General features: G+C 37.1%; 15 protein-coding genes. 13 read left to right on the forward strand and 2 right to left on the reverse strand.

All coding sequences use genetic code 11. From position 1 onward, the window contains the following. The first annotated feature begins 381 nt into the window (after positions 1–381). From AAX15_RS02310 to qatD, 4 genes are read left to right on the forward strand one after another with little or no spacing between them, the layout of a single operon-like run. The gene (locus AAX15_RS02310; RefSeq protein WP_046938947.1) at positions 382–2,148 is read left to right on the forward strand and encodes a KAP family P-loop NTPase fold protein; all 1,767 of its coding nucleotides are present in this window, start codon (positions 382–384) and stop codon (positions 2,146–2,148) included. Positions 2,149–2,151: 3 nt separating this feature from the next. Continuing rightward, a complete protein-coding gene (locus AAX15_RS02315; RefSeq protein ID WP_046938948.1) occupies positions 2,152–2,892 on the forward strand; it encodes a hypothetical protein in 741 nt (246 codons plus the stop codon). After that, a complete protein-coding gene (gene qatC, locus AAX15_RS02320) occupies positions 2,892–4,208 on the forward strand; it encodes a Qat anti-phage system QueC-like protein QatC (protein WP_046938949.1) in 1,317 nt (438 codons plus the stop codon). Before AAX15_RS02315 ends, qatC begins: the two co-directional genes overlap by 1 nt. Beyond that, on the forward strand, positions 4,205–4,936 hold the full coding sequence (qatD, locus tag AAX15_RS02325; protein ID WP_046938950.1) for a Qat anti-phage system TatD family nuclease QatD: 732 nt from the start codon (positions 4,205–4,207) through the stop codon (positions 4,934–4,936). Before qatC ends, qatD begins: the two co-directional genes overlap by 4 nt. A 223-nt stretch (positions 4,937–5,159) precedes the next feature. Here qatD and AAX15_RS02330 read toward each other — a convergent pair whose 3' ends face one another. Beyond that, positions 5,160–5,666: a single-stranded DNA-binding protein gene (locus tag AAX15_RS02330; RefSeq protein WP_046938951.1), complete on the reverse strand. Its 507-nt coding sequence runs from the start codon at positions 5,664–5,666 to the stop codon at positions 5,160–5,162. A 153-nt stretch (positions 5,667–5,819) separates the two neighbouring features. On the opposite strand from AAX15_RS02330, the gene uvrA reads away from it, so the two are divergent. The 9 genes from uvrA to secF all read left to right on the forward strand — a co-directional run bounded on the left by uvrA (position 5,820) and on the right by secF (position 16,122). Continuing rightward, complete coding sequence (uvrA, locus tag AAX15_RS02335) at positions 5,820–8,651, forward strand: excinuclease ABC subunit UvrA (RefSeq protein ID WP_046938952.1); 2,832 nt, start codon at positions 5,820–5,822, stop codon at positions 8,649–8,651. 154 nt (positions 8,652–8,805) lie between these two features. Then, on the forward strand, positions 8,806–9,249 hold the full coding sequence (locus tag AAX15_RS02340) for a hypothetical protein (protein ID WP_046938953.1): 444 nt from the start codon (positions 8,806–8,808) through the stop codon (positions 9,247–9,249). 184 nt (positions 9,250–9,433) lie between these two features. After that, on the forward strand, positions 9,434–10,525 hold the full coding sequence (gene queA, locus AAX15_RS02345; protein ID WP_046938954.1) for a tRNA preQ1(34) S-adenosylmethionine ribosyltransferase-isomerase QueA: 1,092 nt from the start codon (positions 9,434–9,436) through the stop codon (positions 10,523–10,525). Positions 10,526–10,869: 344 nt separating this feature from the next. Beyond that, positions 10,870–12,018 carry a tRNA guanosine(34) transglycosylase Tgt gene (gene tgt, locus AAX15_RS02350; RefSeq protein ID WP_005645731.1) on the forward strand — a complete coding sequence of 383 codons (1,149 nt, stop codon included), beginning with the start codon at positions 10,870–10,872 and terminating at the stop codon, positions 12,016–12,018. A 64-nt stretch (positions 12,019–12,082) separates the two neighbouring features. After that, entirely contained in the window at positions 12,083–12,601 is a 519-nt protein-coding gene (locus tag AAX15_RS02355; RefSeq protein ID WP_046938955.1) for a hemerythrin domain-containing protein, read from the forward strand. Further along, positions 12,598–12,819, forward strand: coding sequence for a sulfurtransferase TusA family protein (locus AAX15_RS02360; protein ID WP_046938956.1), 222 nt, complete (start codon positions 12,598–12,600; stop codon positions 12,817–12,819). Before AAX15_RS02355 ends, AAX15_RS02360 begins: the two co-directional genes overlap by 4 nt. A gap of 109 nt (positions 12,820–12,928) precedes the next feature. Further along, complete coding sequence (gene yajC, locus AAX15_RS02365; protein ID WP_005631054.1) at positions 12,929–13,222, forward strand: preprotein translocase subunit YajC; 294 nt, start codon at positions 12,929–12,931, stop codon at positions 13,220–13,222. A 64-nt stretch (positions 13,223–13,286) separates the two neighbouring features. Next, positions 13,287–15,137 (forward strand): protein translocase subunit SecD, encoded by a 1,851-nt coding sequence (gene secD, locus AAX15_RS02370; protein WP_046938957.1) that lies wholly within the window; start codon positions 13,287–13,289, stop codon positions 15,135–15,137. 10 nt (positions 15,138–15,147) lie between these two features. Continuing rightward, positions 15,148–16,122: a protein translocase subunit SecF gene (gene secF, locus AAX15_RS02375; RefSeq protein ID WP_046938958.1), complete on the forward strand. Its 975-nt coding sequence runs from the start codon at positions 15,148–15,150 to the stop codon at positions 16,120–16,122. Positions 16,123–16,220: 98 nt separating this feature from the next. On the opposite strand, the gene AAX15_RS02380 is transcribed toward secF, so the two are convergent. Further along, a complete protein-coding gene (locus AAX15_RS02380) occupies positions 16,221–17,270 on the reverse strand; it encodes an AI-2E family transporter (protein WP_046938959.1) in 1,050 nt (349 codons plus the stop codon). Positions 17,271–17,312: the final 42 nt, after the last annotated feature.

Genomic DNA, 17,312 nt, shown 5'->3' on the forward strand with positions numbered 1-17,312 from the left:
AATTGCTTCCTTTTTGTTTTGAGTTCGTTTGAATTAAAATGGTTGTTTCTATTTTATAGTAAAATGTAAATCATAAAGTTATTTAAAATCAAATAATTAGGTTTTAGTCATTCACTTTTTACACAATGTGCTTGCTATGAGATACCAAATTGACAATGTTTATCTATAAAATCCTTGAAAGAAGGAAAAGCTGGTCGATTATAGTAGTTTAATTTGTTTTATTCCACTTCCATCCCTTTTCCTAATATCTTTTAATTTCGATAACTCATCCATCAATCTTGATACCTTCTATATACTTATCATTATAAAAACATTAAAAATGCTTGTTGAAAAATGTGTTAGTATATAAAAATCTATATTTTTATAAATAAGGGTAATTTAGTGTGGTCAGATACTGAATCTAAAGAAGACTATCTCAATTTTGGTGAGGTATCCCAAATTGTTACTGAAATATTGGAATCTGAGGCTATGCTACCAGTTTCAATAGGTATTTTTGGTAACTGGGGAGCAGGTAAGTCCTCTTTGTTAAATTTGATTGAGCAACAAATCAAGCCTGATGAGTGGATTATAATTAAATTTGATGCTTGGCTCTATCAGGGATTTGATGATGCCAGAGCGGCGCTTTTGGAAACTATTGCAAGCCATTTGATTCAGGCCGCCAAAGATGAAGAAACCATCTTGAAAAAATCCAAAAACTTATTTGCGAGAATTAATGGTTTGCGTTTGCTTGGTTTAATGGCCGAAGGAGCTGCGTTGGCTGCAGGAGTGCCAACTTTTGGCTTAATTTCCAAAACATTTGAAACAGCAAAAGAATCATTGGATGGTGTTCAAAATGAAACAGAAAGTAAGCAAATTGTAGAAGTAGGGAAAAATCTTGTTGATTCAGGGAAAAATCTTATCAAGCCAAAAGAGAAACAAACACCACCACAACAAATAGATGAGTTTAGAAAAGAATATAGCGAAATATTACAGGATTTAGGTAAAAAGCTGGTTATTGTAATTGATAATCTTGACCGTTGTCTGCCTGCTAATGCTATTCAGACATTGGAGGCGATTCGTTTATTTTTGTTTTTAAATCGGACGGCGTTCATTATCGCGGCCGACGAGGAAATGATTCGCCATTCAGTTGCGGAGCATTACAAAGATTTGTCGTATCGTCATCAAATTGATTATTTGGATAAGCTCATACAGATTCCTATTCGTGTACCCAAAGCAGGTGTGCTTGAAATTCGTGCGTATTTATATATGCTGTACGCCATTCATCAAAAAGTACCAACCGGAAAATTAGCAAGCTTACGCCAATTTTTAGAAACTCATTTGCAACAATCTTGGAAAAGTCAATCTTTAAATCCAGAAGAAGTAGCCAAAACTATTGAAGAGCAACACAATCAAGCTCTATTGTCAGATTTTGAACGCGCAAACAGAGTAGCGCCTTTATTAGCAAATTCACCTAATATTCACGGTAATCCTAGAATTGTAAAACGCATTTTAAATACCATTAAAATGCGTACCAAAATCGCAAACAAGCGTCAAATGTCATTAGATGAAGCGATTATTACCAAGTTGGTTATTTTTGAGCGATGCGTGGATTCTGATGTGGTAACAAAATTTTATCAGAGTATCAATGAAGAAGATGGTAACTCTGAATTATTAAAAGGGCTTGAAAAGAACAATGAGCAAAATTTATCAATGCTCTCCGAAAATAAATCCATTCAAACATTTATCAAAGAATGGGTAAAATTAGAGCCAAAATTATCTGATGTTAATTTACGAGCAGCAATTTATTTATCTAGAGAAACCATTCCGCTAAATACTTACACTGCTCAACTTTCTCAAAAAGCCCAAGATGTTTTAAGTATTTTACTTGTAACTAAATCAAGAACAGGCTCACAAAATACTCAGAACGCTATTCAGAGATTAACAATTGATGAACAAATCTCCGTTATGGAAGCATTGATTGAACAATTAAGAAAGCTGGATAATTGGGATAAAAGCCCAGATGGTTTTATGGGGGCTTGTTTGCTAGCGGCAAATTCAGAAGACGGTGCAAAAATTTTAACTCGCTTTATTGCTGAATTGAAAAATAAAGACATTAACTATCCGTGGTTGAACAAAAGATTAAAAAGTGAAACTTGGTACAAGGAGTAAGCAATGGGTACTTCACAATCTAGCGTAGGGCCAAATGGTCGTTCGCCTCTATTACCCTCTTGGGTTGATGATAGTCAGACATCGTTACAAACACCAGACCCACAGAGATTAAAGGGATTGCGTCAAGCAATCGGTAGGGCTGTACGAAGCGGTGGGCGTGATGATGTCCGTAAAGCACTTGGGCATTATGCACGAAAAGCCAGTGGTGGTAAGCATATAGCTGTCCAAAAATTGGGGAAAATTACCCAAGCAGGCTCGGGTTTATTTGGTATTTTTTCAGGCAGCCAGCAGCAACAATATTCGGTTAATTTACATAGTTTAAATGGTCAGCCTTGCGATGAAGCCATCAACCAAATTACCGAACTTTTGGCTGGTCATCACGGTGATTCAGACAAAATTCGTTCTGCAATGAATATTGCTTTATCAGAAGCATTGGAAGGAATGACAACTTTTGATGAAAATAACATTACCACTGAAGTCATTGGTAAAATGATGATTTGTTATTTAACCGAAAGTATTTTTCTGCAAATTGCACACGATGCCGGTAAGGCTTGGAAGAAAGGCGATGATCCTGTGCAAATTGCCAACGCGGAAAATGATTTACGGCAACTCATTCGTGAAGTAGTAGATATTAAGCTTGCCCCTAAATTTACGGATGATGTTTGCCAGTTAACAATTGAACAAATGCGAGAAATTCAAAACCAAGCTATTTTGGAAATTTGGGAAGAATGGGAGGATTATTGATGAATCAATTATTTTTTCACCACGATATTGAGCAATTAAAAAATTTGCCTAATGGTGTTTTACCTATTCGTCTTTATGGTATGGGTGATAAAAGTCTACAAATCGCTCATATTGGTAATATGGTTTTGGATAGAGTAAGAAGATTAGGTGTTGAACTCAATAATCAAGTAATGGATTTTCTAACTATTGCTATGGCAGTTACAGCAGCAGATACTTTTATTTTGCGAAAAGATACTGCAAATGGCTGGTGTCGTTCCTTTTCTATCACGTTACCATTGTGCCAGCCAGATATTTGGCAAGCAAACAAAGTTCATTTAGAACAGATTTTACACTTTTTAAGTGGTGATATTTGGCAATTTGATTTTCAGGCAGGCGGACAGTTACCGCCACAGCCCTATAAATTAAGTGGCAGAACCAAATTGGTAGATCTAAGAAATAAGGACTGTGTTTGTTTATTTTCAGGTGGGTTAGATTCAGCAATTGGGGTAGTTGATTTATTGGAGTTGGGGCATTCACCAGTTTTAGTTAGTCATTCTTATAAAGGTGATAAATCACGCCAGCAAGCTATTATTCAGCAACTTAACCGAAATGGTTATATTAATCAATTTTCCCAATTTAATGCGATTGCACAACCTCATTCAAATAATGGAAAAAGCACTGAAATCACAATGCGAACCAGAAGTTTAAATTTTTTGGCATTTGCCATTGTATCAGCTTATGCATTACAGGAAGTCGCGCAAAAAAAGATTGATATTTTAGTTCCTGAAAATGGGGTAATTTCAATCAATGCACCTTTAACAGTACGCAGAGTAGGCACTTTAAGTACCCGTACCACTCACCCTTATTTTATCCAAGAAATACAAAAATTTCTCACTGCGGTCAATATTCCTTTCACTTTAAGAAATCCTTATCAATTTAAAACCAAAGGGCAAATGATAGCAGAATGCAAAAATTTACCATTATTAAAGCAAATTATCCCTGATACTGTTTCGTGTAGCCATTGGAAACGCAAAAATCAACAATGCGGGGTTTGTGTTCCATGTCTGATTCGTAGAGCGTCATTGCATTATGCTGGTATTACCAATGATGCCCAATATGAATTTAATGACATTCGGCAAATTTTAATAAATCAGGACAGAAGAGATGATTTATTTGCTTTAATAAGTGCTATTCGTCAAAAAAATCATCGCAACATCAATCAATGGGTTTTACAAAGTGGTTCACTATCCACTCAACAATTAAATCAGTTTGCAAATGTTTTTATAAATGGGTTGGATGAAGTGGAGCAACTTTTAATAGAGAACCAAATATTATGATGGATATGCATTGCCATTTGGATTTATATACTAATCCACAATACGTTGCAAAACGATGTAAAGATGAAAATATTTATGTCTTATCTGTTACAACTACACCAAAAGCGTGGTGTGGAACAAGTTCATTAGCAAAAGATTGTCCTCGTATTCGTACCGCCTTGGGATTGCATCCCCAACTAGCTCATGAACGTTGGCAAGAATTGGAATTGTTTGATGCATTATTAAACCAAACTCGCTATGTGGGTGAAATTGGTTTGGATGGCGGAAAAGAGTTTAAAATACATTGGGAAACACAATTAAAGGTCTTTCGCCATATTTTAAGAAGCTCAGCAAAATCTGGCGGAAAAATCTTAAGTATACATTCTAGGATGAGTGCAAATGCTGTACTAGATGAATTAAGTCAAGTAAATGATAACCTGCCAATCCTTCATTGGTTTTCAGGCACAAAGCAACAGTTAAAACGAGCGATTGAAATGGGCTGCTATTTTTCTGTAGGACCCGCAATGTTAAGTAGTAAAAAGGGGGATGATTTAGCTCAACTTATGCCAATAGAAAAAATATTAATTGAAACTGATGGACCTTTTGGGAATTTTAAAACACAAGCTTTATTCCCTTGGAATGCTGATATTGCCATTGCAATATTGGCAGATATGTGGAGGATGAATATTTCAGAAGCTGAAAGTATGCTGAGACAAAATCTCTTTAGCTTAGTTTCAAAACATATATAAACCATAAGCTTACCTCAAAATTATCAATTACTTCCAATAACTCAAATTCCTTATAATATCTCTACCTACAATCTCAACTCAAACCATTATCCTAATGGTTTGAGTTATTTAATTACAGCCAGACTTTCGTCTGGCTATAATAAACGTAAAAAGAGAAACCTTGTTTTATAAGGTTTCTCTCATTTTTTTGTGTTATATTTTACAATATTTAATTATATGTAACTCAAAATGGGATATCGTCATCGAATCCATCCATTGGTGGCTCAGCCTGTGGTGCAGCTTGTTGCGGCGCAGGACGAGATGATTGATAATTACCACCAGTGTTAGTTTGACGAGCTTGGTAAGAAGGTTGTGGTGCAGCTCCCATATCACTAGGGTAGCCACCTACGTTTTGATTGCGCGCACCAAGCATTTGCATTACATCGCCTTGAATTTCTGTGGTGTAACGATCTTGACCATTTTGATCTTGCCATTTACGCGTTTTTAAACGACCTTCTACGTATACTTGAGAGCCTTTGCGTAAATATTCACCGCAAATCTCCGCTTGACGACGATAGAATACAATGCGGTGCCATTCCGTTACTTCACGGCGCTCGCCAGTATTACGGTCGTTCCAGCTTTCACTCGTTGCTACGCTAATATTTGCTACAGCATCGCCATTCGGCATGGTACGAATTTCTGGATCATTGCCTAGATGACCCACAATAATGACTTTATTAACTCCAGCCATAAAAAAACCTCATTTTTTATCTAAAAAAGTGCGGTTATTTTGCCTGAAATTTTTCAAAAGATCTATATATTTTAACTGGATATTTGCACAGATGTTAAAATATGCGATAATGATCGCAGAATTTAAACTTATTTCATTCTTTTGAGTTATTTTATGGAAAATATCGATATTCGCGGGGCCCGAACCCATAACCTGAAAAATATAAATCTAACTATTCCACGCAATAAACTTGTGGTGATTACTGGGCTTTCAGGTTCGGGAAAATCCTCTTTAGCGTTTGATACACTTTATGCGGAAGGGCAACGCCGCTATGTTGAATCTCTTTCGGCGTATGCGCGTCAGTTTTTATCTTTAATGGAAAAGCCTGATGTGGATTCTATTGAGGGACTTTCCCCTGCAATTTCGATTGAACAAAAATCTACCTCACACAATCCACGTTCTACGGTGGGAACAATTACGGAAATTTACGATTATTTACGTTTATTGTTTGCCCGAGTAGGTGAACCGCGTTGTCCAGATCATGATGTTCCATTAACGGCACAAACGATTAGTCAAATGGTGGATAAAGTATTAAGTTTGCCAGAAGACAGAAAGATGATGTTACTTGCGCCAGTTGTCAAAAATCGAAAAGGTGAACACGTTAAAATTTTAGAAAATATTGCTGCACAAGGTTACATTCGTGCGCGTATTGATGGCGAAATTTGCGATTTATCTGATCCACCAAAATTAGAGTTACAGAAAAAACATACTATTGAAGTGGTAGTTGATCGCTTTAAGGTGCGGTCAGATTTAGCAACACGTTTAGCTGAGTCTTTTGAAACCGCATTAGAGCTTTCAGGTGGCACCGCGATTGTGGCAGATATGGATAATCCGAAAGCGGAAGAATTAGTTTTTTCGGCAAATTTTGCTTGTCCGCATTGTGGTTATTCTGTGCCAGAATTAGAACCTCGTTTATTTTCCTTTAATAACCCTGCCGGAGCTTGCCCTACTTGTGATGGTTTGGGTATGCAACAATATTTTGATGAAGATCGTGTGGTGCAAAATCCAACTATTTCCCTTGCTGGTGGCGCGGTAAAAGGTTGGGATCGTCGAAATTTCTATTATTATCAAATGCTCACCTCATTGGCGAAACATTATGATTTTGATGTTGAAGCGCCCTATGAATCTTTGCCAAAAAAAATTCAACACATCATTATGCATGGCTCAGGCAAAGAGGAAATTGAATTCCAATATATGAATGATCGTGGAGATGTGGTTATTCGCAAGCATCCTTTTGAAGGTATTTTGAATAATATGGCTCGCCGATATAAAGAAACGGAATCAATGTCGGTGCGAGAAGAGTTAGCGAAAAATATTAGCAATCGACCTTGTGCAGACTGTGGTGGTTCTCGTCTACGACCAGAAGCGCGTAATGTGTATATCGGAAAAACGAATTTACCGATGATCGCGGAAAAAAGTATTGGTGAAACGCTCGAATTTTTCACCGCGCTTTCTTTAACCGGTCAAAAAGCACAAATTGCGGAAAAAATTCTTAAAGAAATCCGCGAGCGTTTGCAGTTCTTAGTAAATGTAGGTTTGAATTATCTTTCTCTTTCTCGTTCTGCTGAAACTCTTTCAGGCGGTGAAGCACAACGTATTCGCCTTGCTAGCCAAATTGGTGCGGGGCTTGTTGGTGTAATGTATGTATTAGATGAACCGTCTATTGGCTTGCACCAACGTGATAATGAACGCTTACTTAATACATTAATTCATCTGCGTAATCTTGGTAATACGGTAATTGTCGTGGAACACGATGAAGACGCAATTCGTGCGGCTGATCATATTATTGATATTGGACCAGGTGCTGGCGTGCATGGCGGACAAGTTATTGCGCAAGGAAACGCTGATGAAATTATGCTGAATCCAAATTCCATCACAGGAAAATTCTTATCAGGCGCAGATAAAATTGAAATTCCTAAAAAACGCACTGCACTTGATAAGAAAAAATGGCTCAAGCTTAAAGGAGCATCAGGTAATAACTTAAAAAATGTGAATTTAGATATTCCCGTCGGTTTGTTTACTTGCGTTACTGGTGTATCAGGCTCAGGAAAATCAACACTCATTAATGATACTTTATTTCCACTTGCGCAAAATGCATTAAATAGAGCTGAAAAAACCGATTATGCACCTTATCAATCTATCGAGGGATTAGAACATTTCGATAAAGTTATTGATATTAACCAAAGCCCGATTGGGCGCACGCCACGTTCAAATCCAGCGACTTATACAGGCTTATTTACCCCGATTCGTGAACTTTTTGCAGGCGTGCCAGAAGCGCGTGCGCGTGGTTATAATCCAGGACGCTTTAGCTTTAACGTACGTGGTGGACGCTGTGAGGCTTGTCAAGGTGACGGTGTACTCAAAGTTGAAATGCATTTTTTACCCGATGTTTATGTTCCTTGCGACCAATGCAAAGGTAAACGCTATAATCGCGAAACCTTAGAAATTCGTTACAAAGGTAAAACGATTCATCAAGTTTTAGATATGACGGTGGAAGAAGCTCGCGAGTTTTTTGATGCGATTCCAATGATTGCAAGAAAATTACAAACCTTGATGGATGTGGGATTATCTTATATTCGATTAGGCCAATCTTCCACAACACTTTCAGGCGGTGAAGCGCAGCGCGTTAAGCTAGCGACTGAGCTTTCTAAACGTGATACAGGTAAAACTTTGTATATTCTAGATGAGCCGACAACTGGTTTGCATTTTGCTGATATTAAGCAATTACTTGAAGTACTGCATCGATTACGCGACCAAGGAAATACTATTGTCGTTATTGAACACAATCTTGATGTGATTAAAACGGCAGACTGGATTGTCGATCTTGGTCCTGAAGGGGGAAGCGGTGGCGGACAAATTATTGCTACTGGCACACCTGAAGAAGTCGCTAAAGTCGAAGGCTCTCATACCGCCAGATTCCTTAAACCGATTTTAGAAAAACATTAAAAAATTACCGCACTTTTAGTATAAAAAGTCGTAAAATGACAATTAGAATCTAGTTTCATGTTAATAGATTTTTTGATTTAACATTGGGAACTTTATTTAATTAAACGTACCTAAGTAGCGCCTCAGATTGAGGCTTAATTAAGAGGATTTAATAATGAACTTTACTAAAGTTTTACCGGCATTTGCTGCCGCTATCGTATTATCTGCATGTGCAAAAGAAGCGCCAGTAATGGAAAAAGCATCGGCTCAAATGGCGGCTCAAACTGCATCAACTATTACTGACAAAACAGTAGTTTATTCTTGCAATAAAAAAACTGTGACTGCAGTGTATCAATTTGAAAACCAAGAGCCCGTTGCGGCAATGGTTAGTTTAGGTAACAAAATTATTGCAAAAGATTTTGCTCGTGATAAATCACAAAACGATTTTACAAGTTTCACTTCTGGTGACTATGTTTGGAATGTAGATAGTGGTTTAACTTTAGATAAATTTGATTCTGTTGTACCGGTGAATTTAATTCAAAAAGGCAAAACTAGCGATAAGATCATCATCAAAAATTGTGATGTAAACGCAAAAGCAACTAAAAAAGCAAATTTATAATTCATCAAAATGGCTAGCGTAATTGCTAGCCATTTTTTATCTTAAATACTCCTTAACTTGCATCACCTTAATAGATAAATAAAAAAGTTTAACTATGATAGAAGATAAGATTTTTATTTTTTCTTGAGATCATCCCCGATTCAAACTAGACTTATCGCCTATTTTATTTAACCTAAACTTTATTATGCGTGTTTCAGATTTTAATTTCGATTTACCTGATGAACTTATTGCTCGCTATCCAAAAGAGGATAGAGCATCTTGCCGTTTATTACATTTGAACGGGGAAAATGGCGCGGTAATTGACCGCACTTTTTCAGATGTATTGGATTTAATTGATGAAGGCGATTTATTGATTTTCAATAATACTCGTGTCATTCCTGCAAGAATGTTTGGGCGTAAAGCCAGCGGTGGAAAAATTGAAGTTTTAGTTGAACGCATGTTAGATGAGCATCGTTTCTTAGCGCATATTCGTTCATCAAAATCACCAAAAGAAGGGGCTGAATTATTTTTAGGTGAAGATAAATTAGGCGAAAATAATGGAATTAAAGCGGTAATGACAGCGCGTCATGGTGCATTATTTGAAGTGGAATTAAGTGATAAATCAACAGCTCTTTTAGATGTGTTGCAAGCCATTGGACATATGCCATTGCCGCCTTATATTGACCGTCCAGATGAAGAAGCCGATCAAGAATGTTATCAAACCGTTTATAGTAAAGTACCGGGCGCTGTAGCAGCACCAACAGCAGGCTTACATTTTGATGACCCCTTGCTTGAAAAACTTAAAAAGAAAGGTGTGAATTTTGAATTTGTCACATTGCATGTAGGCGCAGGAACATTCCAGCCTGTTCGTGTCGAGAATATTGAAGAGCATGTGATGCATGCAGAATACGTAGAAGTTTCTCAAGAAGTTTGCAATGCAATTATTGCAACAAAAAAAGCGGGTAAACGTGTGATTGCAGTAGGAACCACTTCTGTTCGTTCTATTGAAAGTGCGGCGCTTTCTGCGGAAGAATTTGGCAATCCAGATTTAATTGAGCCTTATTTTTCTGATACCTCTATTTTTATTTATCCTGGTAAAAAATTCCGAGTGGTGGATTGCTTAATTACTAATTTCCACTTACCTGAAAGCACACTGATTATGTTAGTTTCAGCTTTTGCTGGTTATAAAAATACCATGAATGCGTATAAGCATGCAGTGCAAGAAAAATATCGTTTCTTTAGTTTTGGCGATGCGATGTTTATTAATAAAAATCCTAATGTGAGAGGATTGGAATAAGTTGTTTGACTTGTAATTAGTCAGCACCTACAATAAAGAACAAGAGATGGCGGTAACCATCCCTTGTCGGCATCAACTACTAATAGCCAGTGCTACTTTTCAATAACAGGCAAAGTAGAATAATGATGACCAACTTAATCATAAATTTAGTCATATTTTTATCCTTAGTATGATTAACAAACTCAGGATCTACGAAATAGCCCGACAGCGGCAACTGGCGGACTATCTTAGTAGATCCGCCTCTGCTCAAAGAGCATTGGAAATATGATATCACAAGGCCTGTATTTTTTAACAGGCTTTTTTGTTTAAAAAAATCTTCGAACTGTTTATTCGTTGGAGCAAAAATGAAGTATGAATTAGATAAAACAAGCGGCAATGCTCGTCGTGGTCGCTTGGTATTTGAACGTCCACAAGGCACGTTCAGTGTAGAAACCCCTGCATTTATGCCAGTGGGTACTTATGGTACAGTAAAAGGCATGACGCCAGAAGAAGTGCGTGCGACAGGTGCAGAAATTTTACTGGGTAACACCTTCCATTTATGGCTTCGACCAGGACAAGAAGTCATGCGTAAACATGGTGATTTGCACGATTTTATGCAATGGCATCGTCCGATTTTAACTGACAGTGGTGGCTTCCAAGTATTTAGTTTAGGTAAATTACGTAAAATCACCGAAGAAGGCGTGAAATTCCAAAACCCAATTAACGGTGAGCGCATTTTCCTTTCACCTGAAAAATCTATGGAAATTCAATATGATTTAGGTTCTGACATCGTGATGATCTTCGATGAATGTACGCCTTATCCAGCGACTTTCGATTATGCGAAAAAATCCATGGAAATGTCTCTTCGTTGGGCAAAACGCAGCCGTGATCGCTTTGATGAATTAGGCAATAAAAATGCGCTATTTGGTATTATTCAAGGCGGCGTGTTTGAAGAATTACGCAAAGTATCACTAGAAGGCTTAGTGAATATTGGCTTTGACGGTTATGCGGTGGGCGGTTTAGCAGTAGGCGAACCAAAAGAAGACATGCACCGCATTTTAGAATACATCTGCCCACAAATCCCGGCTGACAAACCTCGTTATTTAATGGGCGTAGGTAAACCGGAGGACTTAGTAGAAGGCGTTCGTCGTGGTATTGATATGTTTGACTGCGTAATGCCAACCCGTAACGCACGTAATGGCCATTTATTTGTGACGGATGGTATTGTTAAAATCCGTAATGCAAAATATCGCGATGATACGAGCCCATTAGATCCTGAATGTGATTGCTACACCTGTAAAAACTACACCAAAGCCTATTTATATCATTTAGATAAATGCGGTGAAATTTTAGGTGCACGCTTAAATACCATTCACAATTTACGCTATTATCAACGTTTAATGGCGGAAATTCGTCAAGCGATTGAAGATGATCGTTTTGATGATTTTGTGGTGGAATTCTATGCTCGTATGGGCAAACCTGTTCCACCATTACAATTAGCGGATAAATCATAATTGATAAAAGTGCGGTAGAAAAATGAAATGTTTTCTGACCGCACTTTTTAACAAAGGAAACCTTATGCAAATTCTTGAACCTCAACAATTCGCCACCTGGAATGAACCTATTGAAATGCTTTATGCTTGTCATAGTAAGGTAAAACGCTTTTGTCGCCAGTTAAGCATTTTGCCTGATTATCTAGAAAAACACGGCTATACTCAGGCTGTATTAAATGATGTTGAGCAGATTTTAACTTATTTCAATCGTGCCGCGCCGTTACATCATGAGGACGAAGAATTAGATTTTTTCCCTCAATTAGTCAAAGTGGCTCCGCAAGTACAAAGCTCCATTGATGAATTAGAAAAACAGCACGAATATTTGCATGAAAATTGGAATGCACTATCTGCGCAGTTAGAAGAGCTTATTTCTGAACAACGTCAAAATATTGATGAACATTTAATTGAACGCTTTGTTCAAGGTTATGAGCGTCATATTGCGTTAGAAGAACCGTTATTTGAAATGGGGCGTGAATGTTTAAGTGCGGATATTTTGGCTGAAATGGGCAAGAGCATGAGTGCTCGTCGTCAAGTTAAAGAATGAAATATCAGCTCAATTTAACCGCACTTCGATGTCCAATTCCTCTTTTAAGTGCCAAAAAAGCCTTAAAAAATTTGGATAAAAATGATGAGCTAATGTTGATCTTAAACCTTGAAAGTGCGGTGGAAAATTTTTCTATTTTTGCAAAGGAAAATTCTGTTGCTTTGGTCGAGCAATATTACGCTTCGGAAAAAGAATTTATCGTTATCTTGAAAAAATAAAATTAATCGCCATAACGTAGGATATTGGGTGTGGTTCACCTTTCCCAATGAGCCAATTTATGGTATTTTAAGCGCAATTTTTAACTTAAATTAACAAGGAAAACATACAATGGAAGCACAAAACCCGATGTCCACGTTATTTATTTTCGTGATTTTTGGTTTAATTTTTTACTTTATGATTTATCGCCCTCAAGCTAAACGCAATAAAGAACATAAAAAATTGATGTCTGAGCTTGCAAAGGGTACTGAAGTTTTAACCGCTGGTGGTTTAATCGGCAAAATTACTAAAGTAACCGAAGGTAGCGATAGTATCGTGATTGCGTTAAACGACACGACAGAAATTACGATTAATCGTAACTACATTGTGAGCGTTCTTCCTAAAGGTTCATTAAAATCACTTTAAGAGTAACGTTAAATTATTTTTCAGAGCCACGAATTGTGGCTCTGTGCGTTAGAAAAGGAAAACTATGTTAAATCGTTATCCATTATGGAAGAATTTGATGGTAATTTTTATTGCAGCCATCGGGATTTTATATTCTCTTCCAAATATTTATGGTGAAGATCCTGCGGTGCAAATTTCCGGTACACGTGGTCAAGAAGCGAATACTAGCGTGCTTGGACAAATTCAAGATGTGCTTAAAACCAATAATCTTCCAACTAAATCTATCGTGCTTGAGAACGGCTCAATTCTAGCTCGTTTCAATAATACCGATGATCAACTCTTCGCTAAAGATAAGATAGCTGAGCGTCTTGGCAATAATTACACCACCGCATTAAACCTCGCTCCTGCCACTCCAGCTTGGTTAAGTATGTTTGGTGCAGCCCCCATGAAATGGGGATTAGACCTACGAGGTGGGGTTCGTTTTTTGATGGAAGTCGATATGAATGCGGCACTTGTAAAACGCCAAGATCAATTACAAGACAGTTTACGTAACGAACTGCGTAAAGAAAAAATTCAATATAAGACAATTAAAAATACTGAGCATTTTGGTACTTCTGTCACATTGGTCGATGCAAGTCAACGCTCTAAAGCAGAACGTATTATTCATCAGTTACATCCAACCTTAGATATAACAGAATTGGATAACGATAGTATCAATTTAGGGTTATCTACCGCTTCATTAAATGAAGCACGTGACTTAGCAATTGAGCAAAACTTAACTATTTTACGTAAACGTGTCACTGAATTAGGCGTATCTGAAGCTGTGATTCAACGGCAAGGTGCAGAACGTATTGTTATTGAATTACCTGGAATACAAGATACAGCACGAGCAAAAGAAATTTTAGGGGCAACAGCGACGCTTGAGTTTCGTATCGTAAATCAAAATGTTACAGCCGATGCAATTTCTCGTAATATGTTACCAGCCGATACGGAAATTAAATATGATCGCCAAGGTCATCCTGTTGCATTATTTAAACGCGCGGTATTAGGTGGTGAGCATATTATTAATTCAAGTTCCGGTTTAGATCCACATTCAAGCACTTTGCAAGTAAGTGTAACGTTGGATGGGGAAGGCGGTGAGATCATGTCTCAAACCACCAAAAAATATTACAAGAAACCAATGGCAACACTTTATGTTGAATATAAAGATAATGGCAAAAAAGACGAAAATGGTAAAACCATTTTAGAAAAACATGAGGAAGTCATTAATGTGGCGACGATCCAAGGTCGTTTCAGTTCTAATTTCCAAATTACTGGTGTTGATAGTATCGCGGAAGCGCACAATCTTTCTACCTTATTGAAATCTGGGGCATTAATTGCACCAATTCAAATTGTTGAAGAACGTACAATTGGCCCATCTTTAGGAGCTCAAAATGTAGAGCAAGGGATTAATGCGAGTTTATGGGGGCTCATTGCTGTGATTGTCTTTATGCTGTTCTACTACAAAATGTTCGGTATTATCGCAAGTTTTGCTTTGGTCATTAATATTGTGTTGTTAGTCGGTTTAATGTCTATTTTACCTGGTGCGACGCTTTCAATGCCCGGGATTGCTGGTATCGTATTAACCCTAGGTATGTCGGTGGATGCCAACGTGTTGATTTTTGAACGTATTAAAGAAGAAATTCGAAATGGTCGTCCAATTCAACAAGCAATTAACGAAGGTTATAACGGGGCATTTAGTTCTATTTTTGATGCAAATTTAACGACAATTTTAACCGCAATTATATTGTACGCAGTGGGAACTGGTCCAATACAAGGATTTGCAATTACACTCTCACTTGGTGTGGCAATTTCAATGTTTACCGCAATTACAGGAACACGTGCATTAGTTAATGCGCTTTATGGCGGCAAACAACTTAAGAAATTATCAATTTAGGTAGGGAACGATGAAAATTTTTGCAAAAGATAAAGACGGACATTTTATCCGTGAAATCAATGGGATTAAACTCCCGTTCCCATTGACCGAATTTATGAAAATTCGTAAATGGGGCTATGTTTTTTCCGCACTTTTAATGGTCGTTTCGCTATTTTTTATCATATCAAAGGGCTTTAACTGGGGATTGGATTTTACCGGTGGGGTTGTTTTTGATACCCATTTTTCACAATCTGTAGACTTAGAAAAAATCCGTGGTAAGCTCCATCAAAATGGTATTGAAAGCCCAATTGTGCAGACAACGGGTTCTGTTCAAGATGTCATGATTCGTTTACCAGCTACGGATAATGATTCTGGCATTGGCGATCGTGTAAAAGGAATGCTCCAAGAAGTAGATTCTGGCATTAAGATTCGTAGTGTTGAATTCGTTGGACCAAACGTAGGGGAAGAATTGGCTCAAGGCGCTGTGTATGCGACATTAGCAACATTAGCGATGATGCTAGTTTATGTAGGTTCTCGCTTTGAATGGCGTTTAGGTTTCGGCGGTATTGCATCTCTTGCACATGACGTAATTATTACTCTTGGTGTGTTTTCAGCGTTACAAACCGAAATTGATTTAACCTTCGTTGCAGCGATTTTATCTGTTGTGGGTTATTCTATTAACGATAGTATCGTGGTCTTTGACCGTGTGCGTGAAAACTTCAGAAAAATAAGACGTCTAGATACGATTGATATTATTGATGTTTCTTTAACGCAAACTTTATCAAGAACCATCATGACCTCTGCTACAACATTAATTGTTGTTGTTGCATTGTTCTTTTTTGGTGGTCCATCAATTCATAACTTTTCTTTAGCATTACTTGTGGGTATTGGATTTGGTACATATTCTTCAATCTTTATTGCAATCGCAATTGCATACGATGTTGGATTACGCCGTGAACATATGATCCCGCCTAAAGTAGATAAGGAAATTGATGAATTACCTTAGTTAAATTCTATTCTTAGAATAAACTTCAATAAAAAATAGTTAACCAAAAATTCATGGTTAACTATTTTTTTATTTGTATGACTTTTTAATTTAGACTTTTAATCTTGAGGTAAGGCATTTATAACGGCTTTCACTAAAGTCGCTAAAGGAATTGCAAAGAATACGCCCCAAAACCCCCATAAACCACCGAAAATTAATACTGAAATGATAATAATCAATGGATGTAAATTCACTGCTTCAGAAAATAAATAAGGGACGAGTAAGTTTCCATCTAAGAGCTGGCTTACAGCAAAAGTGATGATGATATACCAAAACGTTGGGTTGATTCCAAACTGGAATAGAGCAACTAATGTAACAGGAATCGTGACAATTACCGCGCCAATATAAGGGATGAGAACTGAAAGACCAACAGCAAAAGCCAATAAGAGCGGGTAATTTAGCCCGAATATTAAGAAAATAATGTAGGTTATAAGCGTGACAATCAGTATTTCTAATAATTTTCCATGAATGTAGTTGGAAATTTGTTGTTGCATTTCTTTCCATACTTTGAAGGCTAAGTTTCTATTTTTCGGTAAGAAACGGCTCACACCTTGTAAAAGTTCTGATTTATCCTTCAACATAAAAAACATCATTAATGGCACTAAAAAGGCATAAATCCCTAAAGAAACCAAGTTCATGATGGAGGCTAAAGAAAGTTTTACCGCAGATTCACCAAAACCAAGGATTTTTTCTCGAACAGAATTGAAAATAGAATCTACCATTGAATAGTCGATGAGCTCAGGATAATGCTCTGGTAAGTTTAGTAACCATTCATTGAGCTTGTTAAACATTGCGGGCAAATCACTTAATAAGGAAATAGTTTGATTCCATAGCATTGGCATGAGGATTAAAAAGAAGATTGTTGCTAGTCCAATAAAGCCACCAAAAATGATGATTGTTGCTAGCATTCTTGGGCATTTTAAATGTTGATGTAAAAAATTAATCGGCATTTCTAGTAAATAGGATAACACTAGAGCAATCAACAAAGGCGCGATTAAATCTCCAAAAAAATAAATGGAGATAAAGCCAAATAATAATATTGCTAATAGTCCCATCGCTTGTGGATCGCTTAAGCGACGCGAGTACCAGCTTTTCAACATTTCTAGCATAATTTTTTTTCCTATAAGTATTTTTCGCCATTATAAGTTAAA

It is taken from the genome of Haemophilus haemolyticus, from assembly GCF_001008275.1.
Taxonomy (GTDB): domain Bacteria; phylum Pseudomonadota; class Gammaproteobacteria; order Enterobacterales; family Pasteurellaceae; genus Haemophilus; species Haemophilus haemolyticus_P.